The sequence below is a fragment of the Mycobacterium sp. 1245805.9 genome (genome assembly GCF_001672915.1).
Lineage (GTDB): Bacteria > Actinomycetota > Actinomycetes > Mycobacteriales > Mycobacteriaceae > Mycobacterium.
In genome coordinates this window covers 38,718-61,470 of record NZ_LZKR01000085.1, presented here as the reverse complement: position 1 = coordinate 61,470, position 22,753 = coordinate 38,718, and the positions used below count along the sequence as shown (strand labels likewise).

The window sequence follows — 22,753 nt, the reverse complement described above, 5'->3', positions numbered from 1 at the left end:
ACCCACCGTCCCACCCTGCCCGGGACCCCTCGGCGAACGCGCCGACTGGTGGTGGTACGACCCCTTCCAACCGCAGCCCCCACCAAGCAACAACTAAGTCGGTTGTATTGGGGCACAGGCAATTTCGACTAGGGCCGGTCCGAAAGCTTTTCGCGCAAGCGGCGATTCACGGGTTCGGGCAACAGCTCCGTCACGTTGCCGCCGAACATCGCGACCTCCTTGGCCAGCGACGACGACACGAACGAATAGCGCGGCGTGGTGGCCACGAAAAACGTGTCCACACCGGCGATGTGCTTGTTCATCTGCGCCATCTGCAGCTCGTACTCGAAGTCGGTGCCGGTGCGCAGGCCCTTCACGATCGCGGTCATTCCGCGCGCCCTGACGAAGTCGACCACCAGGCCCTGGCCGGCCTCGACCCGCAGGTTGGGCAGATGCGTCGTCGACTCCTCGATCATGGCGATCCGCTCGTCGAGGTCGAACATGCCCTTCTTGGCGGGGTTGACCAGGATCGCGACGACGACCTCGTCGAATTGGGCCGAGGCGCGTTCGAAGACATCGATGTGGCCCAATGTCACCGGGTCGAACGATCCGGGACATACCGCGCCGCTCATAGCGCGCGCCGGCGACGATGCAGAGCGTAGCGATGAGGTGGGGGCACCTCCCGCTTGCGGGGGAGAGCGGCGCTCATGACGGATGACGCTACACGCCACGCTCACCCAAATTCGGCCAGCTCCAGGCGGGTGTCGCCGTAGACGCGCTCGGGCCACGCCGACCAGCCCGCGGGCCACGTCAGCGCGGCGCCGGCGGCCGCACGCTCCACCGCGGCGACGGTTCCGTCGCGCACCCAGCCGTGCGCGCTCAGCGCGGCCAGCACGGCGTTCACCTCCGCGGCGTCCACGTCGTAGGGCGGGTCGGCCAGGACCAGATCCACCGGCGTCGCGGCCCCGGCCGCCAGGACGGCCGCCACCGCGCCGCGCCGCAGGGTCGCGCCGGGCAGGCCCAGCGCCTCGATGTTGCGCGCGATGACCGCCGCGGTGCGCTGGTCGGATTCCACGAAGAGCGCGGACACGGCCCCGCGCGACAGCGCCTCCAGCCCCAGCGCGCCCGACCCGGCGTACAGGTCGAGCACCGCCAGCCCGGTCAGGTCGCGCCGCGCGGTGATGATGTTGAACAGCGATTCGCGCACCCGGTCGGTGGTCGGCCGGGTTCCCCGCGGTGGAACGGCGATGCGCCGGCCCCCGGCGACGCCGCCGATGATCCGGGTCACGCGTTCACAACAGCGTCGACCAGTAGTCCCAGAACCGCACCATGATCAGCAGAAACACCGCCGTGAACCACAGCGCGGCGATCGACCACCGCCACTGGTAGAGCACCCGCAGCCCACCGGTCTGCAGCGCCGGACGAAACGCGATCGACGCGCTCACCACCAGCAGCGCGATGATGACCACCCAGACCACCATGCAGTACGGGCACAACGCCCCGATGCGATACAGGCTCTGAAAGATCAGCCAGTGCACGAACGCCGCACCGAGCAGCACCCCGACCGTCAGCCCGACCCAATACCATTGCGGCAGTGGCACTTTCGCGACGGCCAGGACGCCCGTGACGATCACCACCGTGAAGCCCACCAGTCCGAGCACCGGGTTGGGGAATCCCAGCACCGACGCCTGCGGCGTCACCATCACCGACCCGCACGAGACGATCGGGTTGATGTTGCACGTCGGCACATACGCCGGGTTGAGCAGCAGCTGGATCTTCTCCACCGTCAGGGTCATCGACGCGCCCAGGCCGATCACCCCGGCGATGAGCACCCACCACGCGCTGGGCGCGGGCGCCCGGGTCGCCGAATCCGGCGCCGCCTCGCCGCCGTCCTCGGCGGGTTGCGCGGACACCGGGGTGGTCGTCACGCCGCGGGAGCGACGGCGGTGTCCAGGCCCGGCACGTCGCCGACTATCGACTTGATCTTGCCGACGAGCGCGTCGGGCGTCGACGGCTCGTAATCTTCGCCGTTGATCTTGATGGTCGGGGTGGCGTTGATCTTGGCGGCCGCCGCCTCGCCGGTGACCTTGGAAAGGTACTTGCCGCTGTTGATGCAGTCGGGGACCTTGCCGGCGGCGCCGGCCTCACGGGCGAGTTCGATGAGCCGCGCGTTGTCGGGGAAGCTGGTGCCGCGCTCGTTGGGCTGGATGTCCGCGCTGTAGAGCGCGCTGTGGAAACGGCGGAACGCGTCCATGGATTCGTCGGCGACGCACAGGGCCGCCGCGCCCGCCCGCGACGAATAGTTCTGGTTTCGCTGGCTGTCGAGGATCGCGACCATGGAGTAATCGGCGGCGATGGCGCCGATGTCGATCAGCTTGGAAACGGTCGGCCCATAAGTGCGCTCGAAATTACCGCAGGCCGGACAGAGGAAGTCCTCGTAGAACGTCACCACGGCCTTCGGGGTGCTGGTCCCCGGCTGGGTGACCAGCTTGCTCGACGTCACCCGCACCGTGTCGCCCTCGCCGGTGGCGCCGGGCTTCTTCTTGTGGCTGACGGCCCAGTAGACGACGCCGACGAGCAGGAGTACGACGAACGCGGTGCCCGCGATCTGGATGAGGCGGCCGGATTTCCCGGTGCCGGACTTCAGGTCGTAGCGCGGGGGGCGTTTGGGTTTGTCGGCCACGGGTTCGCTGATCCTTCGTCACGGTGATGCACGCTTGAGAGGCGCCTCTAGCGTACCGGCGCGACGCCCGGTGACTCAGGCGCGGCTCAGATGGGCGCGCAACGCCGAAATCAGTTCGCTGGTGCCGACGGCGCTGTCGCCGCCGAGCTGGAACAGGTTCACGAAGCCGTGGGTCAGCGAGCCCATGTAGCGCAGGTCCACCGCGGTCCCCGCGGCCCGCAGGGCCGCGGCATAGGCCTCGCCCTCGTCGCGCAGCGGATCGAAGCCGCCGACCGCGATCAGCGCGGGCGCCAGGCCCGACAGCGACTCGGCGTGCAGCGGCGACAGCCGCGGATCGGCCGGATCGATCCCCGAGCCCCGCAGGTACTGCGCCTCGAACCAGTCCATGTCGCGGCGGGTCAGCAGGAAGCCGCGGGCGAACAGGCCCATCGACCGGGTTTGCGCCGTGAAGTCGGTGCGCGGGTAGATCAGCCACTGCAGCACGGGGGCGGGGCCGCCCTCGTTTCGCGCCAGCTGAGCGACGACGGCGGCCAGGTTGCCGCCGGCGCTGTCGCCGCCGACCGCGACCCGCCCGGGGGCCGCACCGAGTTCTGCGGCGTGCTCGTGCGCCCATTTGAAGGCCGCATACGCATCGTCGACCGCCGCCGGCGCCGGGTGCTCGGGCGCCAGCCGGTAGTCGACCGACAACACGTGGATCCCGGCGTCCCGGCATATCAGCCGGCACAGCGGGTCGTACGTGTCCAGGTCGCCGATCACCCATCCCCCGCCGTGATAGAAGACCAGCAGCGGCGCGTCCGTCCCGTCGGCCGGGCGGTAGTGGCGCGCGCGGATCTCGCCGGCCGGTCCGGGCAGCGAGATCTCGTCCACCTCGACGTGAACCTGCGGCCCGGGCAGGGCCGCCGTCGTCTCGCGGAGCTGGGCGCGGGACGCGGCCGCGTCGTCGTCGACGACCAGGCCGTCGATACCGACGGCGTGCAACCCGGACAGCATCAGCTGCAGCGTCGGGTCCAGCGTGTTGCCGTCGATGATCACCGAGCGGCCGCCGAACAGTGCCCGCTTGGCCGGCGTCGGGATCCAGGGAATGACCTTGACGCCGATGGTGGAGACGGCGCCCTGCACGCGGCTCGTCCAGCGCATCGATGCGCGTTTGGCTCCGAGGTCGAGGTCCACCGCGAGACTCTTGGCCATGAGTTTCTCCTGCTCCCCTCGTCACGCCGCACGACGGTTGTCCGATACCCGTCTATACCCGGCGCGCCGTGCGACCAACTCTACGGGCGGCGGCGAGACGCGCGGTCGGGGGGACACCCGCGCGGGCGTCGACTACGTGGCGTTTGCAGCTGGGTAATATCGTGATCCCCAAGTCGGTGAACCCAGACGAAATGCGAGAAATTTCGACGGCGGATCCGAATCCACGAAACTTCAATTTCACAGGTAGGTGAATGACGTTGACTCGCGAGTCGAGCGCCGCCATACCGTCGATAGCTCTCAATGACGAAAACACCATCCCGGTGCTCGGCCTCGGCGTCGCCGAGTTGTCGGAGGACGAGACCGAGCGCGCGGTATCGGCCGCGCTGGAATTCGGCTGCCGGCTCATCGACACCGCCGCCGCCTACGGCAACGAAGCCGCCGTGGGCCGCGCGATCGCGGCCTCCGGGATTCCGCGCGCGGAGTTGTTCGTCACCACCAAGCTGGCCACCCCGGACCAGGGTTTCAGCAAGGCCCCGTTGGCCTGCAGCGCCAGCCTGGAGCGTCTCGGCCTGGACTACGTCGACCTCTACCTCATTCATTGGCCGGCCCCGGCGCTGGGCCAGTACGTCGACGCCTTCGGCGGCATGATCCAGTCCCGCGGGGAAGGCCACGCCCGCTCGATCGGGGTCTCCAACTTCACCGAGGACCAGCTCTCCACCGTGATCGACCTGACCTTCGTCACCCCGGCGGTCAACCAGATCGAGTTGCACCCGCTGCTCAACCAGGACGGGATGCGCAAGGCCAACGCGCAGCACAACGTCGTCACCCAGTCCTACACGCCCCTCGCGCTGGGCAAGCTGATCGACAACCCGACCGTGGCCTCGGTGGCCGCCGAATACGGCAAGACGCCGGCGCAGGTGCTGTTGCGGTGGAACGTGCAACTGGGCAATTCGGTGATTTTCCGCTCGAGCAACCCCGAGCGCATCGCCAGCAATTTGGACATCTTCGATTTCGAATTGGCCGGCGAACACATGGATACGATCAACGGCCTCAACGACGGCACCAGGCTGCGCCCGGACCCGGACACCTACGACGGCTCCTAGGGGGCCGGGCTACCCCGCCGGGCAGGTGGCCGCGGCCTGCCGCAGCACCCCCGCTGAGGGCTGGTCGACCGGCAGCTGGTAGCCGCGCAGCACGGCGATGAACTGCACCGCGTACTGGCACGCGAACGCGGTGTTCGGCGGCATCCACTGCGCGGGCGGCGAATCGCCCTTGTCCTGATTGGCCTGCCCCTCAACGGCCAGCAGGTTGGCCGGATCGTTCGCGAAGCGCAGCCGCTCGGGGAGCGGCCAGCCGTAGGCCCCCATGTCCCAGGCGTAGGCCAGCGGGACGATGTGGTCGATCTGCACCGCCTCGCCCACCTTGGCCCCGCGCTGAAACATGACCGTGGTGTTGGTGTACGGGTCGTGCAGGGTCCCGGTCGCCACCGCGTTCGGGCACCGCTTGATCGACACGTAGGTCTTGTCGACGAGGTCGCGGTCGAGGATGTCGTCGCGGGTGTCACACCCGTTGTGCCCGAGCGGGGCATCGTTGTCGTCATCCCAGGCGTCGCCGAACGCCGCGCGACGGTAGTCGTAGCGGTGGGCCCGCTCCGGCAACACGGCGACGCCCGCGAGCACGTCGGTGCCGGGTTGCACCGTCGGCACATCGGCGCGGGCGGCGACCTCGGCGCGCTTGGACGACAGCGATCCCAGCGTCTGGTAGGCGACCAACACCGCGAGCAGCGCGGCCGCCGACAACCACAGCAGCAGCTTCCGGTTCACGCCTTGTCCAGGTATTCGATCCGGTCGGTGTCGGTGAAACGCGCCGCCAGCAAGGCCAATTCGGGGTTGGCGGGATCGCGCTCGTAGGTCCGCACGCAGTAGTCGCGGGCGGCCTCGATGTAGGTTCCGTGGTCGGCCAGCGACAGCAGCCGCAACGTCACGGCCCGACCGGATTGGTTGCGGCCCAGCACATCTCCCTCGCGGCGTTCCCTGAGGTCCAGGTCGGCCAGGGCGAAGCCGTCCATGGTCTCGGCCACGGCACGCAGCCGCCGACCGGCCTGCGATTCCGGCGGGACCCAGCTGGCCAGCAGGCACAGGCTCGGATGCTTGCCCCGGCCGATGCGGCCGCGCAGCTGATGCAGCTGGCTGATGCCGAACCGGTCGGCGTCCATCACCAGCATGATCGTGGCGTTGGGAACGTCGACACCGACCTCAATGACGGTGGTGCACACCAGGACGTCGACGTCACCCGCGCGGAAGGCGGCCATCGCGGCGTCCTTCTCGTCGGCCGACAACCGCCCGTGCATCAGGGCCAGCCGCAGGTCCGCCAGCTCCCGGGAGCGCAATCGGTCGAACAGTCCCACCGCGGTCGACGACGGACGGCGGCCCTCCTCTTTTTCCTTTTCCTTTTCGTTCTCCTTTCCGCTGTCGTCGGTCTCGTCGATTCGCGGCGCCACCACATAGACCTGGCGGCCCGCGGAGACCTCCTCGATGATGCGGTGCCAGGCGCGCTCGAGCCAGGCGGGCTTGTCGCCGATAAAGATGACGTTGGTGTTGATCGGCTGGCGCCCGCGCGGAAGTTCGCGCAGCGTCGAGGTCTCCAGGTCGCCGTACACCGTGAGCGCGACGGTACGCGGTATCGGAGTCGCCGTCATCACCAGCAGGTGCGGCGTGATGCCCGCGGGGGCCTTGGCGCGCAATTGATCTCGCTGCTCGACGCCGAACCGGTGCTGTTCGTCGACGACGACCATGCCCAGGTTGTGGAAGTTCACCGCGTCCTGCAGCAGCGCATGGGTGCCGATGACGATGCCGGCGTGACCGCCGGCGACCTCGTCACGGACCTGCTTCTTCTGCGCGGCCGTCATCGAGCCGGTGAGCAGCGCCACCCGGGTCGCGTTGTCCGCCCCGCCCAGCTGGCCCGCCATCGCCAACTCGCCGAGGACATCGCGGATCGATCGGAGATGTTGTGCGGCAAGGACTTCCGTGGGCGCCAGCAGCGCACACTGGTAGCCCGCGTCGACCATCTGCAGCATCGCCAGCACCGACACGATCGTCTTGCCGGAGCCGACCTCGCCCTGCAGCAGGCGGTTCATCGGGCGGGTCGCCGCCAGCCCCTCGGACAGCACGGCGAGCACCTCGCGCTGTCCCGCCGTCAGCTCGAAAGGCAACCGCCGCAACAACTCCGAGGCCAGGCCGTCGTCGCGTCGCGGTGCCGGGGGCCCCGATTCCGACAGCTCGCCGTGCCGACGGGCGACCAGCGCCCACTGCAGGCCGACGGCCTCGTCGAACGTCAATCGCTCACGCGCCCTTTGCCGTTCGCGCTCGTCCTCAGAGAGATGGATCGCTCGCAGCGCCTCGTCCTCGGAGATCAGGCCGAGTTCGGCGCGCAGCTCTTCCGGCAGCGGGTCGGGCACCGGGTCGAGCATGTTGAGCACCTGGCGGACGGTCGCGAAGATGTCCCAGCTCTGCAATTTCGCGCTGGCGGGATAGATCGCGAAGAAGCGGCGTTCGTAAGCATCCAAGACCTCTTCGGCCGTGGAGGCTCGTGACGCGCCCGCGATTTTGGCCAGCGACTTGGTGCCGTGGGCCTTGCCGTCCGGTGAATCGAGAACGAGAAAGGCCGGGTGCGTGAACTGCATAGCGCCCTTGTAGTAACCGACTTCGCCGGACAACATCACCTTGGTGTGTTTGGTCAGCTCCTTGCTGATCCACCCCGCATTGAAGAATGTCGCCGTCACCTTGTTGCGTCCGCTGCCAACGGTGATGCGGCAGTATTTCTTCTTCGGGTCCTTGTTCATCGGCTTCGTGAAGGCATCCGTGATGACGTCGACGATGGTGATGTGCTCGCCCTCCTCGGGCCGCTCGTCGCCGAAGCCCCACAGGCTCGCGCCTTCGGAGTAGCCGCGGGGGTAATGGCGCAGCAAGTCGTCCACGGTCCGGATGCCGAATATTTCGTCGAGCAGCTTGATCACCTTGCCGCCCACCACGTAGTCCAGCCGGTCGGACAGCGACGCCACGGCTACTCGACCCCGATCAGCAGGACGTCGCCGCGGTGGCCGGTGCGGTAGGTCATCAGCTCGGTCCCCGGATGGTTGTCGTGCACGTGGTCCTGCAGGACGTCGCCCACCGTGGCGGCGGCCTGATCGTCGATGCCGGATCCGATCAGCACCGTCACCAGATCGCCCCCGGATGCCAGCAGCAGGTCGAGCAGGCCGATCGCCGCCCCGGCAACGTCGGCGGCCACGATGAGCACCTCGTCGCCCGCGATGCCCAAGCCGTCGCCGGGCTGGCAGCGACCGGCCCAGGTCAACGCGCTCTCGGTCGCGACGCGCACCGACGCGTGCCGGGCCGCGCCGGCGGCGCGGGCCATGGTGAAGCCGTCGTCGACCGCCTGCCGGTCCGCTTCGTGCACGGCCAGCGCCGCCAGCCCCTGCACCATCGAGCCCGTCGGAATGGGCACCACGTCGATCCCCCACCCGATGGCCGCCGTGCAGCCGGCCACCAGCTCCTCGGCGGCCACATAGCCGTTGGGCAGCACCATCACCTGGGCGGCGCCGGTGTCGACGACGGCCCGCATCAGCTGGTGCGCGCTGATGTCACCGACGTCCGGATCGGGCCGCAGCACGCAGGCGCCCTCGCCGGAGAACAGCTCGGCGGCGCCGTCGCCGTCGACGACGGCCAGCACCGCGCGCTCGCGCGTCCAGCCGCCGGCGGGAATCCCGGTGGCACCGGAGGTCAGCGCCGAGATGACGATGCGGCTGAGGCGCCCGGCCGCCAGTCCCGCCTCGACGGCGGCCCCGGCGTCGTCGGTGTGCACATGCACGGAGTAGCTGTCGGTGGATTCCTGCGCGGCCGCCGCGGCGATGGCCACGGATTCCCCGAGGCTCTCGAGGCGATTGCGCAGCGCGTCCGCGGCCGCGGAATCGCAACCGTCCAGCCGGTACATCACCTCGAACTGCGGCGCCGGTTGTTCGGCGGCGGCTTCGGGCCGGTGCGCGCGCGGCGACGGCGCGTACACCGCGCGGCGGGGCGCCTGGCCGCTGACGGCGCTGCGCAGCGCGTCCAGCAGGACGAGCAGGCCGCGCCCGCCGGCGTCCACGGCGCCGGCGTGGGCGAGGACGTCGAGCTGTTCGGGGGTCTTTTCCAGCGCGATCACCGCCGCATCGCCCGCGGCGGTGATCGCGGCGGACAGCCCCTCGTCGGCGCAGCCCTCGACGGCCTCGGCGGCGGCCCGCAGCACCGAGACGATGGTTCCCGGGACTTCGGCGCCGCCCATCGACGCGATGACCAGCTCCACGCCGCGCCGCAGCGCGGCCCCGAGCATGGCCGCGTCCATGTGGGGCAGCTCGCCGCCGGCGTCGGCCGCCGCAGCCGCGGTGACATCGGCGATACCACGCAGGATCTGCGACAATATCACCCCGGAATTGCCGCGGGCGCCGTTCAGCGCACCGGCCGACAGGGCCGCCGCCACCCGCGCCACGCAGCCGTCGCCGCCCGACCCTGCAGAGGCCTCCGCCAGCGCGGAACGCATGGTGAACAGCATGTTCGCACCCGTGTCGGAGTCGGCGACCGGGAAGACGTTGAGCCGGTTGATCTCGTCGATGTGGGTGATCAGGTCGCTGACGGCGGTGTGGGCCCAGTCCCGCAGGGCAGGGGCGTCCAGCAGCGCCTCTGACGTGCCCAAGCGACCCACCTCCCTCGGAGCCTCCCAGCGGCCAGCCACGGCGGCGCCCCCGTTGCCTGAGTGCGCCGACCCATCGAGCCTAGCCAGAGCCGGCGACATTGCCGGGGCCACGTCGCCGGACGGGTGTTGATCGTTTTGGTGGTTGCCCATGTCAGTCGGTATCCTGGGCTGGCCCGAGTCATTCCGGGCTGTCCCGGCGCTTGCCAGACCGCCGAGCCGGACCCCGATCATTTGAGGAGCTTGAACAATGGCCGCTGTGTGCGATATCTGCGGGAAAGGCCCCGGCTTCGGCAAGTCGGTGTCGCACTCCCACCGCCGCACCAGCCGCCGGTGGGACCCCAACGTCCAGACCGTACACGTTGTGACCCGCCCGGGTGGCAACAAGAAGCGGCTGAACGTGTGCACGTCCTGCATCAAGGCCGGCAAGGTCGTCCGCGGCTAGCGCCGCATCAACCCGTGGCGAACGCGCGCCGGTAGTCCGACGGCGTCAAGCCCACCGCGCCCGAGAACAGTCGCCGGAATGTTCCGGTGTCCCGATAGCTCACCGACCGCGCGATCTGCTCGACGCTGAGGTCCGTCGCTTCCAGGAGTTGCTTCGCGCGGGACACGCGCGCCGCCTGGAGGAAGTCCAGCGGTGTCTGGCCCGTCTCGGCCCGGAATCGACGGAGCATGGTGCGGGTGCTCACGTGATGCGCGTCCGCGAGCTCGGCCAGGTTGTACTCGCGATCCAGGTTGGCCAGCAGGTCGCGCCGAACATTGGTCGAGAACCCTTGCCGCACATGATCGTCGAGGGTCTCGTCGATGTAGGGCGACTGCAGCGCACGGCCCGGTGTGGTCAGCGTGATCTTCGATGTGGTGCGGGCCACCGCGGCGCCCGCGCGCACGCGGACGAGGTGCAGCGCCAGGTCGAGTGACGCGCTGAACGCGCCCGTCGTCGTGATCGGTCCGTCCTCGATCAGCAGCGCGTGGCGGTCCACGATCGCGTCGGGGTGCCGCCTGCCCAGCTCGTCCGCGAAGAGCCACGCGGTGGTCGCGCGCCGTCCCCCGAGCATGCCGGCCTCGCCCAGCAAGAAGGCGCCGACGCAGATGCTCGCGGTCGGGATGCCCCGCGCCGCAACGCGGCGCAGCAGCGCGATCTCGTCCCCCCATGCCTCGAGCCGACGGCCGAGGTCCTGGGCCGGGCTCAGATCGAATCCCGGAACCACCAGCAGGTCGAGGCTGTAACGCATGCGCGGAGCCCGCATTTCGATTCCGCCGCTGGCGGATACAGCGCGAGCGCGAGCGGCATGGAGTGTCGGGATGAACGGGACCGGTTGACCGTTGAACTCCGCGACCCGGTTCGCGAGGGTGAGCACGTCGAGCACCGCGAACGCCTCGGACGCGAAGCAACCGTCGTAGACGAGAATGCCCACCCGGCTGGCCGCATCCGCCATGTGGCGACAATAGCCGCTTTAGTGGCATTTCCGCCACTCGTGCCGTCCGCCTCCGCACGCCAGCATGAAGCTCACGGTGTTGATGGGCAAGGAGGAAGACATGCGACTGACGGTCGTGCTGTTCGACGGCTTCACGGCGCTGGACGTCGTCGGCGGTTACGAAGTGCTGGCCAACGTCCCAGGCGTGGAGGTCGAATTCGCCGCGGCGGCCCCTGGTGTGATCGCGGCCGACACCCGCCGCCTGGGGCTGGTCGCCTACCGCGGCATCGACGAAATCGCCTCGGCCGACATCCTTTACGTGCCGGGCGGACCGGGCGTCTGCGCGGCACTCGGCGAACCGGGCCTCCTTGGCTGGATAGCGCGGATGCACGCAACGACGACGTGGACCGTCGGAATCTGCAACGGGGTCGCGCTTTTGGCGGCGGCCGGGGTCCTCGGTGGCGTCAGCGTGACCACCAACTGGGGCTGGCGGGATCGCGTGGCCTCCTACGGCGTCGAGGTCGTCCCCGAGCGCTTCCACCGCGACGGGCGGATCGTCACCGGCGCCGGCGTGTCGGCGAGCATCGATGCGGGGTTGTTCCTCGCGGGGCTGATCGCCGGTGAGGAGATGGCGCGTCTGGTGCAACTGGGCATCGAGTATTTCCCCGCGCCGCCGTCGTTCGCCCGCGGTGCCGTCACCGACGTGACCGACGGCGAGAAGCAGCTCCTGCTGGCGTTCGAGAGCGGTCCCGCGATGGAGCGGCTGGCGACCGCCGAGCTGCCCTGGGCGCGGGTGACGGCATGACCCGCATCGAACCCGTCCGCGCCGACGCCCCGCTGCCCGCGTTCGACACCGCGCGAGGTCGATACGGCTGGCTGCCGAACACCATCCGTGTCATGGCGCGCGGAACCAACGCGGCCGACCTCTACCTCACGGCGGGCGAGTTCAACGCCCAGGGCAGTGTTTTGCCGCTGGCCCGAGAGCGCATCGCGATCCACGTCGCCGAGACGAACGGATGCGAGTACTGCCGGACGGCGCATAGCCTCGCCGCGCGGGCCGTCGCCCGGACGGCCGACGCCGACAATCGTGGCGTCGAAGCCCAGGTCGAGTTCGCGGCGCGGATGCTCCACGCTCGCGGCCAGTTGAGCGACGCGGACCTCGACGACGCGCGCGCCGCGGGGATCGACGCCCAAACCATGATCGACGTCGCGGCGGTCATCGCCGAAAACATGCTCGGGAACCTGATCAATAACCTCGCCCGAACCGAACTCGACCCGATGCTGCGGCAGCGCGCGACGAGGGAGCAAACCGCATGAGCGTCAGTAGGCTCATCGACCGCAACGCGCGGCGCGCAAAGACCTTGTCCACCGCCAGCCGCTCGCTCACACCGGCACTGCGAACCATCGTCCTCACGTGCGCCGACCACCGCGTCGACCCCGCACACGTTCTCGGTCTGCAGCCGGGCGACGCGATCGTGCTGCGCAACCCCGGCGGCCGGGTCACCCCCGACGTGCTGCGAAGCCTGCTGGTCCTGTCCACCGTCGCCGCCGTCGAGGGCATCGACGCCGTGTTCGAGATCCTCGTCATGCACCACACCGACTGCGGACTGGCTCGGCTCGACGCCCCGGAGCACGCCGCGCTGGTCGCCGCCTATCTGGGCACCCACGAGGACGACGTGGCGAAGCTGACCGTCGCCGATCCCTGGCGCGCGGTGAACTACGACGTCCATCTCTTGCGCGAGTTCGCACGGGCGCCGGAAACGACGATCACCGGCCTGGTCTACGACCTCGAATCCGGCACGGTGCGACGCTCGGACTGAACGTGGCCGGGGCGGGCCGCTCGTCAGTCGCGCACGACGAGGACGGTCTTTCCCGCTCGCCGGCGCGGTAACCGTCCGCTTTCGAACGCCTCCCGCCCCCTGTCGAGCGGGAAGGTCGCCGCGATCTCCACGTGCAGCCGGCCACCGTCCACGAACGCCGCGAGTTCGGCGAGCTGGTCACCGTTGGGCGTGACGATAAAGAACGTTGCCGAAACGCCGTATTCGTCAGCCTTGCCGGCCGGCGGGGGCGCCGAGAGGGTGACCAACCGTCCGCCTCGGCGCAGCACGCCAAAGGATCGGTCCAAGGTCTGGCCGCCGACGGTGTCGATGACGACGTCGTAGGCGGCACCGCCTTCGTCGAAAGCTTCTGAGCGAACGTCGATTACGCGTGCGGCGCCCAAACCGCGGAGGAGCTCGCCGGCATCGCTGCGCACGGTCGCGGTGACCCGCGCCCCGAGGATCGCGGCCAGTTGGACCGTCAGAAGCCCGACCCCGCCGGCCCCGCCGTGCACCAGGACCTCCTCTGAGGGCCGCACCGCGGCGTGGTCGACCAGGGCCTGCAGGGCGGTGAGCCCGCCCATCGGCAGCGCGGCCGCACTGGCGTGCGACACCGTCGCAGGCTTGGCGGCCAGGTCGGCGGCCGGAACCGCGACGTATTCGGCCGCCGCGCCGTCGCGATCGAATCCCACCAGCCCGTACACCTCGTCGCCGGCTTGGAAATCCGTTACGCCCGAGCCGATCTCGGACACCACGCCGGAAACCTCATGCGAAGGGATGACCGGGGTCCGGCTGACGCCGTCGGCAGTCCACGTCTCGTCCCAGGTCAGCTCGTCGAACGTGATGGCCGCCGCGCGCACCGCCACCAACACCTCGCCGGCCGCGGGGACCGGGACGGGCGCGCGCTCGACGACCAGCACCTCCGGGCCACCCCGCCGGTGCGCGCGCAGCGCGGTCATCTCGGTCACGGCAGCCGCCAATCGATCGGGTCGGCGCCCATTCCCACCAGCAGCTCGTTGGCGCGGCTGAACGGGCGCGAGCCGAAAAAGCCGCGGGACGCGGACAGCGGCGACGGATGCGGCGATTCGATCGCCACGCAATTGCCTTCGGCCAGAATGGGTTTGAGCGTCGACGCGTCGCGGCCCCACAGGATGGCCACCAGCGGCAGCGACCGCTCGGCCAGCGCGCGGATCGCGCACTCGGTCACCGCCTCCCAGCCCTTGCCCCGGTGCGACGCCGGGTTGTTGGGACGCACCGTGAGCACCCTGTTCAGCAGCATCACGCCGCGCTCCGCCCACGGAGACAGGTCGCCGCACGCCGGCTGGGGGTGGCCCAGGTCGGCGGCGTACTCGTCGAAGATGTTCGCCAGGCTGCGGGGCAGCGGCCGCACGTCGGGCGCCACCGAGAAGCTCAGGCCCACGGCGTGCCCGGGCGTGGGATAGGGATCCTGCCCGACGATCAGCACCCTGACGTCGTCGAACGGATAGGTGAAGGCGCGCAACACGTTTGGGCCCGCCGGCAGGTAGCGGCGACCCGCGGCGATCTCCGCCCGCAGGAACTGCCCCATCTCGGCGACCTGGTCCGTGACGGGTTTGAGCGCGGTGGCCCAGCCGGGCTCGACGAGCTCGCTCAACGGGCGCGCCGTCATTGCAGCCCCTGCACGAGCAGCACCACCGTGTCGGCCCCCGCCCGCCGGTCCTTCGCGATCTCCTCGTATTCGGGCGATTCCACGAACGTCCGGAACGCCGCCTCGTCGGGAAACGACATCAGCACCACCTTCTCGCGGTCGGAGGCCCCCTCGGCGACCTTCGGCGACTCGTCGGCGGCCAGCAGCGTTCCCGGGTGACGGCGGAAGACGTCCATGAACCTCGCCTGGTACCGGTCGTAGGCCACCCGGTCGGTGAACTTCAGCTGGGCGATGGCGTAGACGGTCACTCGCGTCACCCTAGCGCCAACTCCGATGCCCGCCTCCTCCTCGGGCCGCGACACGGCCCGCATCGTCACCGGGCGAAAGATTGCCACCCCGCGTAACCGCTCCACTCCGCGCCGTCGACCAACACCCGCGCCGGCCCGTCGAGCGCGTGGCCGATGACGCGCCACCCCGGCGGCACCGGGCCGGCGAAACACGCCGCCAGGGCGTGGTCCTCGCCGCCGCCGAGCACCCACGCCAACGGATCATGACCGACGGCGTCCCCGGCGGCGGCCAGCGCGTCGCGGTCCGCGCCCAGCGCCGCGGTGGACAGGTCAATGCCCACCCCGGACGCCTCGGCGACGTGGCGGAGGTCGGCGACCAGGCCGTCGGAGACATCGATCATGGCCTGCGCGCCCGCGGCGGCGGCCATGGCGCCCTGCCCGTAGGGCGGCTGGGGCACCAGGTGGCGACGCCGCAGCTCCTCGAAACCCTCAATGCCCTTCTCCCACAACGAATACCCGGCGGCGGAGCGGCCCAGCTGACCGGCGACGGCGATCACCGAGCCGGCCTTCGCCCCGGACCGTGACACCGGAGCCCGGCCTCCGAGGTCACCCAGCACCGTCACCGACAACACCCACAGCGGGGCACTGACCAGGTCGCCGCCGGCGATGCCGGCGCCGATCCGGCCCGCCTCGTCCCACATCCCGTCGACCAGCGCGTCGACCTGCGCGGCCGGCGCGCCGGCGGCCGCCGCGAAGCCCACGACGAAGGCCGTGGCGCGCCCGCCCATCGCCTCGATGTCGGCCGCGTTCTGCGCGATCGCCTTGCGGCCGACGTCGTGGGGCGTCGACCAGTCCAGCCGAAAGTGCCGGTCCTGCACCAGCACATCGGTCGAGACCAGGCTGCGGCCGTCGCCCGCCGACACCAGCGCCGCGTCATCGCCGGGGCCGAGCAGCACCGCGTCGGGTTGCCGGCGGCCGCTTACCAGCCGATCGATGACCGCGAATTCTCCGAGCCGCGCCAGCGTGGGGGGTTCCCCCGATGTGTCGTCGCGCACGCCACCTCCTCGGCCGTCCCGCGCCACCGTACGCCGCCCGACCTGCGGTAAGTTAGATCCCTGCCCGCGCGAGCGGACCGCGCCAGTGTAAGAGAAGCAAGGAGGTGCGCGGGCGGTGACGACCGACCCCGCAAGCGGCCCCACGACCGATACCGGACCACCGCGTGCCCTGATGATCGCGGCGGTGGCGGTGGCCGTCGCGGCGATCGGCGTGATCCTGGCCATCGCGGCCACCCGCCAGGCGCCACCGCAGCCGGTGACCGTCGCGGCCTTCCCCGCGCCACAGGCGACCAGCGCCGCGTGCCGGGCGCTGGTCGACGCGCTGCCGCAGCGGCTCGGGGACTATCAACGCGCGCAGCTGGCGCAGCCGGCGCCCGACGGCGCGGCGGCCTGGCGGACCTCGCCCGACAGCCAGCCGGTGGTGTTGCGCTGCGGGCTCGACCGCCCCGCCGAGTTCGTGGTGGGCTCACCGATCCAGGTCGTCGACCGGGTGCAGTGGTTCGAGGTGGCCGCTGGCCCGCAATCCGGGGGTGAGGCCGCGCGGGCCACCTGGTACACGGTCGACCGGCCGGTGTACGTGGCGCTCACGCTGCCCGCGGGATCGGGGCCGACGCCCATCCAGCAGCTCTCCGAAGCGATCGACCACACCATGGCCGCCGTGCCCATCGACCCGGCACCCGCGCGCTAGTTTGGTTAGCGCAGACCCACGCCCCGCGCCAACGCCGTCTCCACCATGATCGCGAGCAGGTTCGGATAGTCGACCCCGCTGGCCGCCCACATCCGCGGGTACATCGAGGTGGTCGTGAAACCCGGCATCGTGTTGATTTCGTTGATGATCGGCCCGTTTTCGGTGAGAAAAAAGTCGACCCGGGCCAGGCCCTGGCAGTCGATGGCCTTGAACGCCCGGATCGCCAACTGGCGCACCGCATCCGCGATGTCGTCCTCGACCTTCGCGGGCACGTCCAATTCGGCTGCGTCCTCGAGGTATTTCGTCGCGAAGTCGTAGAACGAGTCCTCGCGCCCCCGCACCCCGGCCACCCGGATCTCGCCCACCGTGCTGGCTTGCACTGTGCCGTCGGGCATTTCGAGGACGCCGCACTCCAGCTCGCGACCGTTGATCGCCGCCTCGACGATCACCTTCGGATCGTGCCGGCGGGCGTTCGCGACCGCGGCGGGCAGCTCGTCCCAACTCGCGACCCGCCCGACGCCGATCGAGGAACCGCCGCGCGCGGGTTTGACGAACACCGGCAGGCCAAGCCGCTCGCGCTCGTCGAGGTCCAGCGCCGCCCGGGGCGCGCGCAGCACCGCGTGCGGACCGACCGGAAGTCCCTCGGCGACAAGGAGCTTCTTCATGAACTCCTTGTCCATGCCCGCGGCGCTGGCCAGCACCCCGGCGCCGACGTAGGGCACGCCGGCGAGTTCGAGCAGGCCTTGGATCGTGCCGTCCTCGCCATAGGGGCCGTGCAGCACCGGAAACACCACGTCGACCGCCGTCAATACCTCGCCGGCGCCCGGCGACAGCGACACCAGCTCACCGCCGCGCAGGGGATCCGCCGGCAGGGCCAGCTCGGTCCCCGAATCGGCGGTCACCTCGGGCAACTGCCGGTCGGTGATCGCAAGCGCATCCGGGTCGCCGTCGGTGAGCACCCACGAACCCTGCGGCGTGATGCCGATCGCGATCACCTCGAAGCGCTGCGGGTCGAGGTTGCGCAGAATGCTGCCGGCCGACACGCACGAGATGGCGTGCTCGTTGCTGCGCCCGCCGAACACGACGGCGACGCGCACGCGCTCGCTGGCATTCACAACCTGGAGAGGCTACCGGTACATCCGCCGCGGGGTCGGGCACCGCACCGCCACCTGGGCTTTCGCGCGCCGGGGCGCCTCATTCGGGCTTGGTGCTGCGGCCCAGCAGCAGCGCCATCGCCTCCTCCACCGACAATCCCTTGTGACACACCCGGTGCACGGCGTCGGTGAGCGGCATCTCGACGTCGTAGCTGGACGCCAGCGCCAGCACCGCCTCACAGGACGTCACCCCCTCGACGACGTGCCCCTCCCCCGCCTGCGTGGCCGACTCCAGGGTCCCGCCGCGGCCCAGGCATTCGCCGAACGACCGGTTGCGCGAGTGCGGCGAGGTGCAGGTGGCCACCAGGTCCCCGACGCCGGCCAGCCCGGCCAGCGTCGCCCCCTTGGCGCCGAGCGCTATCCCCAACCGCATGATCTCGGCCAGGCCCCGGGTGATGATCGCCGCGGCGGTGTTTTCGCCGAGCCCGACGCCGGCCGCCATGCCGCAGGCGAGCGCGATGACGTTCTTGCACGCCCCGCCGATCTCGGTGCCGACCACATCACTATTGGTATAGGGACGGAAGTAGCCGCTGTTGAGCATCCGCTGCACGGCGACCGCGCGCCCGGAGTCGCTGCACGCGACCACCGTGGCGGTGGGCTGACACTGGGCGATCTCACTGGCCAGGTTGGGCCCCGAGATGACCGCGACCTGTGCGGCATCCACTCCGGTCACCGAAACGATCACCTGGCTCATCCGCATGAGCGAGCCCAGCTCGATGCCCTTGGCCAGGCTGACCAGGGTCGCGCCGTCGGCCACCGACGGCGCCCATCGCTCGAGGTTGCCGCGCATCGTCTGCGCCGGCACCCCCAGCAGCACCGTCGTCGCGCCGGCCAGGGCCTCGCTCGCGTCGGTGGTGGCGCGGATGCCGGGCGGCAACAGCGTGCCGGGGAGATAGGCGGGGTTGTAACGGGTGGCGTTGATCTCGTCGGCCACGTCGGAGCGCCGCGCCCACAGCACGACTTCTCCGCCCGCGTCAGCGAGCACCTTGGCCAGCGCGGTGCCCCAGGCACCGGCGCCCATCACCGCAACGGCGCCCTCTGTGCCGGCCATCCGTCACCCCCGTCCGAGCGGTTATGCCATCAACGCGGATCACGCTACCGCGACGGCCGGTCGCCGCGGTCGCGCTGGCAGGATGGCGGGATGAGCGGCACACGGGCCGAGGGGGCGGACGACGGCGCGGGTGACGTCGCGTTGATCATCGCCGTCAAGCGGCTGGCCGCCGCGAAGACCCGGCTGGCCCCGGTGTTCTCGGCGTCCCGGCGCGAGAAGGTGGTGCTGGCCATGCTGGTCGACACCCTGACCGCCGCGTCTGGTGTCGAGGCGCTGGGCTCGATCACCGTCGTCACGCCCGACGACGCCGCGGCGGCCGCGGCGGCCGAACTCGGCGCCGCCGTGCTGGCCGACCCGACGCCCGAGGGCGACCGCGACCCGCTGAACAGTGCGATCGTCGCCGCCGAACGGGCGGTGGCCGGCGCCTTCACCAATGTCGTTGTGCTGCAAGGCGACTTGCCCGCGTTGCAGACCCAGGAGTTGGCCGAGGCGATCGCCGCCGCGCGCCAGCACCGGCGCAGCTTCGTCGCCGACCGGTTGGCGACGGGAACCGCCGCGCTCTGCGCTTTCGGCGCCGCGCTGGATCCACAGTTCGGCCCGGATTCGTGCGCGCGGCACCGGCGTTCGGGCGCGATCGAACTCACGGGCGCCTGGCCCGGCCTGCGGTGCGACGTCGACACGCCCGCCGACCTGGCGGCCGCGCGTCGTCTCGGCGTGGGGGCGGCGACCGCCCGGGCCATCAAATAGTACGAGCGCAGCAATAGCGAATTCCGGCACCAGCAAATCTGTACGAGCGATGAACGGCGCGCCAACTGCGAATGGATGTCCGCCGAGCGCTAGCAGCACCAGCGGATGATGAGCAATGATCGCATGGTGACCGAAACCGAAGCCGAGGCACGGCCCGACGAGACCACATGGCATTCAGGCGAGGCCGACGTGGCGGCGCCACCGGCCGCGACGCCCGCCGCGATCTCCGACGAGCTGCCCGAGGACCGCTACCTCAACCGCGAACTGAGCTGGCTGGACTTCAACGCGCGTGTGCTCGCGCTGGCCGACGACAACTCGCTGCCGCTGCTGGAACGCGCGAAGTTCCTGGCGATCTTCGCCTCCAATCTCGACGAGTTCTACATGGTGCGGGTCGCCGGCCTCAAGCGCCGCGACGAGATGGGCCTGTCCGTCCGGTCGGCCGACGGGCTGACACCGCGTGAGCAACTGGCCCGCATCGGCGAACAGACCCAGCGAATCGCCACCAGGCACGCGCGGGTGTTCCTCGACTCGGTGCGACCGGCGCTCGCCGAGGAAGGCATCCACATCGTCACGTGGGCCGATCTGGATCAGGCCGAGCGCGACGAATTGTCGACGTATTTCACCGAACAAGTCTTTCCCGTCCTGACGCCGCTGGCCGTCGACCCCGCTCACCCGTTCCCGTTCGTCAGCGGGTTGAGCCTGAACCTGGCGGTCATGGTGCGCCAGCCTGAGGATGGTGGCCAGCACTTTGCCCGGGTCAAGGTGCCGAACAACGTCGATCGCTTCGTCGAGCTCGACACCCGCGGCGCCGACGGTGAAGGACCGGAAATCGTCCGTTATCTCCCGATGGAAGAACTGATCGCGGCGTTCCTGCCCGAGCTGTTCCCGGGCATGGAAATCGTTGAGCATCACGCGTTCCGCATCACCCGCAACGCGGACTACGAGGTTGAAGAGGACCGCGACGAGGACCTACTGCAGGCACTGGAGCGCGAGTTGGCGCGCAGGCGTTTCGGTTCCCCGGTGCGGCTCGAGATCGCCGACGACATGACCGAAAGCATGCTGGAGCTGCTGCTGCGCGAACTCGACGTGCATCCCGGTGACGTCATCGAAGTGCCGGGGCTGCTCGACCTTTCGTCGTTGTGGCAGATCTACGGGATCGAGCGGCCGGCACTCAAGGATCCGACCTTCGTTCCCGACACCCACCCCGCCTTCGCCGACCGCGAGACACCGCGGAGCATCTTCGCGACGCTGCGCGAAGGCGATGTGCTGCTTCATCATCCGTACGACTCGTTTTCCACCAGCGTGCAGCGATTCATCGAGCAGGCCGCCGCCGACCCCAACGTGCTGGCGATCAAACAGACGTTGTACCGCACCTCCGGTGATTCGCCGATCGTTCGGGCGCTGATCTCCGCGGCCGAGGCCGGAAAGCAAGTGGTGGCCATGGTGGAGATCAAGGCGCGCTTCGACGAGCAGGCCAACATCCGCTGGGCCCGCACACTTGAGCAGGCGGGCGTCCACGTGGTCTACGGCTACGTCGGGCTGAAGACGCACTGCAAGACCTGCCTCGTGGTGCGCCGCGAAGGTTCGGCGATCCGTCGGTACTGCCACATCGGGACCGGCAATTACAACGGGAAGACGGCGCGGCTGTACGAGGACGTCGGTCTGCTCACGGCGTCCCCCGAAATCGGGGCCGATCTGACCGATCTGTTCAATTCGCTTACCGGCTACTCGCGCAAGGTTTCCTATCGCAATCTCTTAGTGGCCCCGCACAGCATTCGCACGGGGATCATCGAACGCGTCGAGCGCGAGATCGCCGCCCACCGCGAACACGGTGGCGGGCGGATCCGGATGAAGATGAACGCTCTGGTCGACGAGCAGGTGATCGACGCGTTGTATCGCGCGTCGCGGGCCGGGGTGCAGGTCGAGGTGGTGGTGCGCGGCATCTGCGCGCTGCGCCCGGGTGCGGAGGGATTCTCGGAGAACATCTCGGTCCGTTCGATCCTCGGGCGCTTCCTGGAGCACTCGCGGATCATGCATTTCAACCGCCTCAACGAGTTCTGGATCGGCAGCGCCGACATGATGCACCGCAACCTCGACCGGCGCGTCGAGGCGCTGGTTCAGGTCAAGGATCCGCGACTCACGGCCTATCTGGACGACCTGTTCGAGTCCGCGTTGGACCCGTCGACCCGGTGCTGGGAACTGGGTTCCGACGGGCAGTGGACCGCGTCGCCCCAGGAGGGCCACAGCGTGCGCGACCATCAGGAATCGCTGATGGAGCGGCACCGCAGCCCCTGACGCCCGTGTGGTAGCTTCCAGGTCGCATCCACGACCGCGAGCGAATTGACCTGCAGGAGTTTAGGTGTCGAACCAGACCTCGTCGGCGGGTCGGCGGTCGGGAAGCAAGATCGTGTACGCGGCGGGCGCGGTGCTGTGGCGCAGGTGCGGCGACGATACGGCGGACCCAAGCCTCGAGGTGGCCCTGATCCACCGCCCCCGCTATGACGACTGGTCGCTGCCGAAGGGCAAGGTGGACCCCGGCGAGACGGCCCCGGTGGCAGCGGTCCGCGAGGTGTTCGAGGAGACGGGCCACCGCGCCATCCTCGGCCGGCGACTCGACATGGTGAGCTATCCGATCGACCAGGGCGTCAAGAAGGTCTATTACTGGGCGGCGCGCGACACCGGCGGCGACTTCGCGCCCGGACGCGAAGTCGATGAGTTGGTGTGGCTGCCGGTCGCCGAGGCGAAGGACAGACTCACCTACCCGCATGATCGAAAGATGTTGCGCCACTTCGCGAAACAGCCCGAAGACACGCGCACCGTGCTGGTGGTCCGGCACGGCACCGCCGGCCGGAAATCACGTTTCAAAGGCGACGACACCAAACGCCCGCTCGACAAGCGGGGCCGCGCGCAGGCGGAGGCACTGGTTCCCCAGCTGCTGGCCTTCGGCGCAACCGACGTGTATGCGGCGGACCGGTTGCGCTGCCACCAGACGGTCGAACCCCTCGCCGAAGAACTCGGCGTGACGGTCCACAACGAGCCGGCCCTCACCGAGGAGTCCTACGCGAAGAGTCCCAAGCGTGCGCGCCACCGGATGCTGCGCATCGCCGAGGAGGCAGGCACGCCCGTGATTTGCACGCAGGGCAAGGTGATTCCGGACCTCATCGCGTGGTGGTGCGAACGCGACGGGGTGCGCGCCGATAAATCGCGCAACCACAAGGGCAGTACGTGGGTGCTGTCCCTGTCAGGCGGCCGCCTGGTGGCGGCCGACCACATCGGCGGCGCGCTGGCCGCCAACGTGCGGGCCTGACACGCAAATACCCTCCGGGTGGGGCATTGCC

25 protein-coding genes are annotated in these 22,753 nt (G+C 69.9%); 10 read left to right on the top strand and 15 right to left on the bottom strand.

Translation table 11 applies throughout. The features are described 5' to 3' along the window. Nucleotides 1-97: hypothetical protein (locus A9X00_RS31855; RefSeq protein WP_232006783.1), on the top strand; the 97-nt coding region annotated here is incomplete at its 5' end. A gap of 31 nt (nucleotides 98-128) precedes the next feature. Here the strand turns inward: A9X00_RS31855 and coaD are convergent. From coaD to A9X00_RS12675, 5 genes are all read right to left on the bottom strand, one after another. Continuing rightward, the gene (gene coaD / locus A9X00_RS12695) at nucleotides 129-611 is read right to left on the bottom strand and encodes a pantetheine-phosphate adenylyltransferase (RefSeq protein WP_067153412.1); all 483 of its coding nucleotides are present in this window, start codon (nucleotides 609-611) and stop codon (nucleotides 129-131) included. 101 nt (nucleotides 612-712) lie between these two features. Then, nucleotides 713-1,267, bottom strand: a complete 555-nt coding sequence (gene rsmD / locus A9X00_RS12690) for a 16S rRNA (guanine(966)-N(2))-methyltransferase RsmD (RefSeq protein ID WP_067153410.1) — start codon at nucleotides 1,265-1,267, stop codon at nucleotides 713-715. Nucleotides 1,268-1,271: 4 nt separating this feature from the next. Beyond that, nucleotides 1,272-1,892 carry a vitamin K epoxide reductase family protein gene (locus A9X00_RS12685; protein WP_067153430.1) on the bottom strand — a complete coding sequence of 207 codons (621 nt, stop codon included), beginning with the start codon at nucleotides 1,890-1,892 and terminating at the stop codon, nucleotides 1,272-1,274. Between the two features lie 11 nt (nucleotides 1,893-1,903). Further along, the gene (locus tag A9X00_RS12680; RefSeq protein ID WP_067153408.1) at nucleotides 1,904-2,662 is read right to left on the bottom strand and encodes a DsbA family protein; all 759 of its coding nucleotides are present in this window, start codon (nucleotides 2,660-2,662) and stop codon (nucleotides 1,904-1,906) included. A 75-nt stretch (nucleotides 2,663-2,737) separates the two neighbouring features. Continuing rightward, entirely contained in the window at nucleotides 2,738-3,850 is a 1,113-nt protein-coding gene (locus A9X00_RS12675; RefSeq protein WP_067153406.1) for an alpha/beta hydrolase, read from the bottom strand. A gap of 257 nt (nucleotides 3,851-4,107) precedes the next feature. Between A9X00_RS12675 and A9X00_RS12670 the strand changes: the two genes are divergently transcribed. Further along, nucleotides 4,108-4,953 carry an aldo/keto reductase gene (locus tag A9X00_RS12670; protein ID WP_156772055.1) on the top strand — a complete coding sequence of 282 codons (846 nt, stop codon included), beginning with the start codon at nucleotides 4,108-4,110 and terminating at the stop codon, nucleotides 4,951-4,953. 9 nt (nucleotides 4,954-4,962) lie between these two features. Here A9X00_RS12670 and A9X00_RS12665 read toward each other — a convergent pair whose 3' ends face one another. From A9X00_RS12665 to A9X00_RS12655, 3 genes are read right to left on the bottom strand one after another with little or no spacing between them, the layout of a single operon-like run. Next, nucleotides 4,963-5,673, bottom strand: coding sequence for an HNH endonuclease family protein (locus A9X00_RS12665; RefSeq protein WP_067153402.1), 711 nt, complete (start codon nucleotides 5,671-5,673; stop codon nucleotides 4,963-4,965). Then, on the bottom strand, nucleotides 5,670-7,910 hold the full coding sequence (gene recG, locus A9X00_RS12660; RefSeq protein ID WP_067153400.1) for an ATP-dependent DNA helicase RecG: 2,241 nt from the start codon (nucleotides 7,908-7,910) through the stop codon (nucleotides 5,670-5,672). The genes A9X00_RS12665 and recG overlap by 4 nt, the downstream gene beginning before the upstream one ends. A gap of 2 nt (nucleotides 7,911-7,912) precedes the next feature. Continuing rightward, the gene (locus A9X00_RS12655; protein ID WP_156772054.1) at nucleotides 7,913-9,577 is read right to left on the bottom strand and encodes a DAK2 domain-containing protein; all 1,665 of its coding nucleotides are present in this window, start codon (nucleotides 9,575-9,577) and stop codon (nucleotides 7,913-7,915) included. Between the two features lie 247 nt (nucleotides 9,578-9,824). Between A9X00_RS12655 and rpmB the strand changes: the two genes are divergently transcribed. Next, a complete protein-coding gene (rpmB, locus tag A9X00_RS12650) occupies nucleotides 9,825-10,019 on the top strand; it encodes a 50S ribosomal protein L28 (RefSeq protein ID WP_066930307.1) in 195 nt (64 codons plus the stop codon). Nucleotides 10,020-10,026: 7 nt separating this feature from the next. On the opposite strand, the gene A9X00_RS12645 is transcribed toward rpmB, so the two are convergent. After that, on the bottom strand, nucleotides 10,027-11,010 hold the full coding sequence (locus A9X00_RS12645) for a GlxA family transcriptional regulator (protein WP_067153395.1): 984 nt from the start codon (nucleotides 11,008-11,010) through the stop codon (nucleotides 10,027-10,029). Between the two features lie 100 nt (nucleotides 11,011-11,110). Between A9X00_RS12645 and A9X00_RS12640 the strand changes: the two genes are divergently transcribed. The 3 genes from A9X00_RS12640 to A9X00_RS12630 are packed head-to-tail and all read left to right on the top strand — an operon-like array spanning nucleotide 11,111 to nucleotide 12,809. Next, on the top strand, nucleotides 11,111-11,794 hold the full coding sequence (locus tag A9X00_RS12640) for a DJ-1/PfpI family protein (RefSeq protein ID WP_197515145.1): 684 nt from the start codon (nucleotides 11,111-11,113) through the stop codon (nucleotides 11,792-11,794). Then, entirely contained in the window at nucleotides 11,791-12,306 is a 516-nt protein-coding gene (locus A9X00_RS12635; RefSeq protein WP_067153391.1) for a hypothetical protein, read from the top strand. Before A9X00_RS12640 ends, A9X00_RS12635 begins: the two co-directional genes overlap by 4 nt. Further along, complete coding sequence (locus A9X00_RS12630) at nucleotides 12,303-12,809, top strand: carbonic anhydrase (protein ID WP_067153389.1); 507 nt, start codon at nucleotides 12,303-12,305, stop codon at nucleotides 12,807-12,809. The genes A9X00_RS12635 and A9X00_RS12630 overlap by 4 nt, the downstream gene beginning before the upstream one ends. Before the next feature lie 23 nt (nucleotides 12,810-12,832). Here the strand turns inward: A9X00_RS12630 and A9X00_RS12625 are convergent, their stop codons facing one another. The 4 genes from A9X00_RS12625 to A9X00_RS12610 all read right to left on the bottom strand — a co-directional run bounded on the left by A9X00_RS12625 (nucleotide 12,833) and on the right by A9X00_RS12610 (nucleotide 15,775). Continuing rightward, nucleotides 12,833-13,765 (bottom strand): NADP-dependent oxidoreductase, encoded by a 933-nt coding sequence (locus A9X00_RS12625; protein ID WP_067153428.1) that lies wholly within the window; start codon nucleotides 13,763-13,765, stop codon nucleotides 12,833-12,835. Between the two features lie 5 nt (nucleotides 13,766-13,770). Beyond that, entirely contained in the window at nucleotides 13,771-14,454 is a 684-nt protein-coding gene (locus A9X00_RS12620; RefSeq protein ID WP_067153387.1) for a uracil-DNA glycosylase, read from the bottom strand. Beyond that, a complete protein-coding gene (locus A9X00_RS12615) occupies nucleotides 14,451-14,741 on the bottom strand; it encodes a DUF1330 domain-containing protein (RefSeq protein WP_067153385.1) in 291 nt (96 codons plus the stop codon). Before A9X00_RS12615 ends, A9X00_RS12620 begins: the two co-directional genes overlap by 4 nt. 65 nt (nucleotides 14,742-14,806) lie before the next feature. Continuing rightward, nucleotides 14,807-15,775 (bottom strand): thiamine-phosphate kinase, encoded by a 969-nt coding sequence (locus tag A9X00_RS12610; protein ID WP_067153383.1) that lies wholly within the window; start codon nucleotides 15,773-15,775, stop codon nucleotides 14,807-14,809. A 172-nt stretch (nucleotides 15,776-15,947) separates the two neighbouring features. Here A9X00_RS12610 and A9X00_RS12605 point away from each other — a divergent pair, with 172 nt between their 5' ends. Next, on the top strand, nucleotides 15,948-16,463 hold the full coding sequence (locus A9X00_RS12605; RefSeq protein ID WP_082975154.1) for a DUF3515 domain-containing protein: 516 nt from the start codon (nucleotides 15,948-15,950) through the stop codon (nucleotides 16,461-16,463). Between the two features lie 5 nt (nucleotides 16,464-16,468). Here the strand turns inward: A9X00_RS12605 and A9X00_RS12600 are convergent, their stop codons facing one another. Together A9X00_RS12600 and A9X00_RS12595 are read right to left on the bottom strand one after the other, a co-directional pair. After that, nucleotides 16,469-17,578: a D-alanine--D-alanine ligase family protein gene (locus A9X00_RS12600; RefSeq protein ID WP_067153379.1), complete on the bottom strand. Its 1,110-nt coding sequence runs from the start codon at nucleotides 17,576-17,578 to the stop codon at nucleotides 16,469-16,471. A gap of 79 nt (nucleotides 17,579-17,657) precedes the next feature. Beyond that, nucleotides 17,658-18,668, bottom strand: a complete 1,011-nt coding sequence (locus A9X00_RS12595) for an NAD(P)H-dependent glycerol-3-phosphate dehydrogenase (RefSeq protein WP_067153377.1) — start codon at nucleotides 18,666-18,668, stop codon at nucleotides 17,658-17,660. 90 nt (nucleotides 18,669-18,758) lie between these two features. Here A9X00_RS12595 and cofC point away from each other — a divergent pair, with 90 nt between their 5' ends. The 3 genes from cofC to A9X00_RS12580 all read left to right on the top strand — a co-directional run bounded on the left by cofC (nucleotide 18,759) and on the right by A9X00_RS12580 (nucleotide 22,722). Further along, nucleotides 18,759-19,415, top strand: a complete 657-nt coding sequence (cofC, locus tag A9X00_RS12590; RefSeq protein WP_067153375.1) for a 2-phospho-L-lactate guanylyltransferase — start codon at nucleotides 18,759-18,761, stop codon at nucleotides 19,413-19,415. 105 nt (nucleotides 19,416-19,520) lie between these two features. Next, a complete protein-coding gene (locus tag A9X00_RS12585) occupies nucleotides 19,521-21,710 on the top strand; it encodes an RNA degradosome polyphosphate kinase (protein ID WP_067153373.1) in 2,190 nt (729 codons plus the stop codon). 64 nt (nucleotides 21,711-21,774) lie between these two features. Beyond that, nucleotides 21,775-22,722 carry an NUDIX hydrolase gene (locus A9X00_RS12580; protein WP_067153371.1) on the top strand — a complete coding sequence of 316 codons (948 nt, stop codon included), beginning with the start codon at nucleotides 21,775-21,777 and terminating at the stop codon, nucleotides 22,720-22,722. The last annotated feature ends 31 nt before the right edge of the window (nucleotides 22,723-22,753 follow it).

Excerpts from the sequence above, each read along its gene's own strand:
- A9X00_RS12595 (WP_067153377.1), bottom strand. The coding sequence starts at position 18,668 with ATGGCCGGCACAGAGGGCGCCGTTGCGGTGATGGGCGCCGGTGCCTGG.
- coaD (WP_067153412.1), bottom strand. The coding sequence starts at position 611 with ATGAGCGGCGCGGTATGTCCCGGATCGTTCGACCCGGTGACATTGGGC.
- A9X00_RS12640 (WP_197515145.1), top strand. The coding sequence starts at position 11,111 with ATGCGACTGACGGTCGTGCTGTTCGACGGCTTCACGGCGCTGGACGTC.
- A9X00_RS12585 (WP_067153373.1), top strand. The coding sequence starts at position 19,521 with ATGATGAGCAATGATCGCATGGTGACCGAAACCGAAGCCGAGGCACGG.
- A9X00_RS12620 (WP_067153387.1), bottom strand. The coding sequence starts at position 14,454 with ATGACGGCGCGCCCGTTGAGCGAGCTCGTCGAGCCCGGCTGGGCCACC.
- A9X00_RS12645 (WP_067153395.1), bottom strand. The coding sequence starts at position 11,010 with ATGGCGGATGCGGCCAGCCGGGTGGGCATTCTCGTCTACGACGGTTGC.
- A9X00_RS12635 (WP_067153391.1), top strand. The coding sequence starts at position 11,791 with ATGACCCGCATCGAACCCGTCCGCGCCGACGCCCCGCTGCCCGCGTTC.
- cofC (WP_067153375.1), top strand. The coding sequence starts at position 18,759 with ATGAGCGGCACACGGGCCGAGGGGGCGGACGACGGCGCGGGTGACGTC.
- A9X00_RS12625 (WP_067153428.1), bottom strand. The coding sequence starts at position 13,765 with ATGACCGCGCTGCGCGCGCACCGGCGGGGTGGCCCGGAGGTGCTGGTC.
- A9X00_RS12675 (WP_067153406.1), bottom strand. The coding sequence starts at position 3,850 with ATGGCCAAGAGTCTCGCGGTGGACCTCGACCTCGGAGCCAAACGCGCA.
- A9X00_RS12605 (WP_082975154.1), top strand. The coding sequence starts at position 15,948 with ATGATCGCGGCGGTGGCGGTGGCCGTCGCGGCGATCGGCGTGATCCTG.
- rpmB (WP_066930307.1), top strand. The coding sequence starts at position 9,825 with ATGGCCGCTGTGTGCGATATCTGCGGGAAAGGCCCCGGCTTCGGCAAG.
- A9X00_RS12630 (WP_067153389.1), top strand. The coding sequence starts at position 12,303 with ATGAGCGTCAGTAGGCTCATCGACCGCAACGCGCGGCGCGCAAAGACC.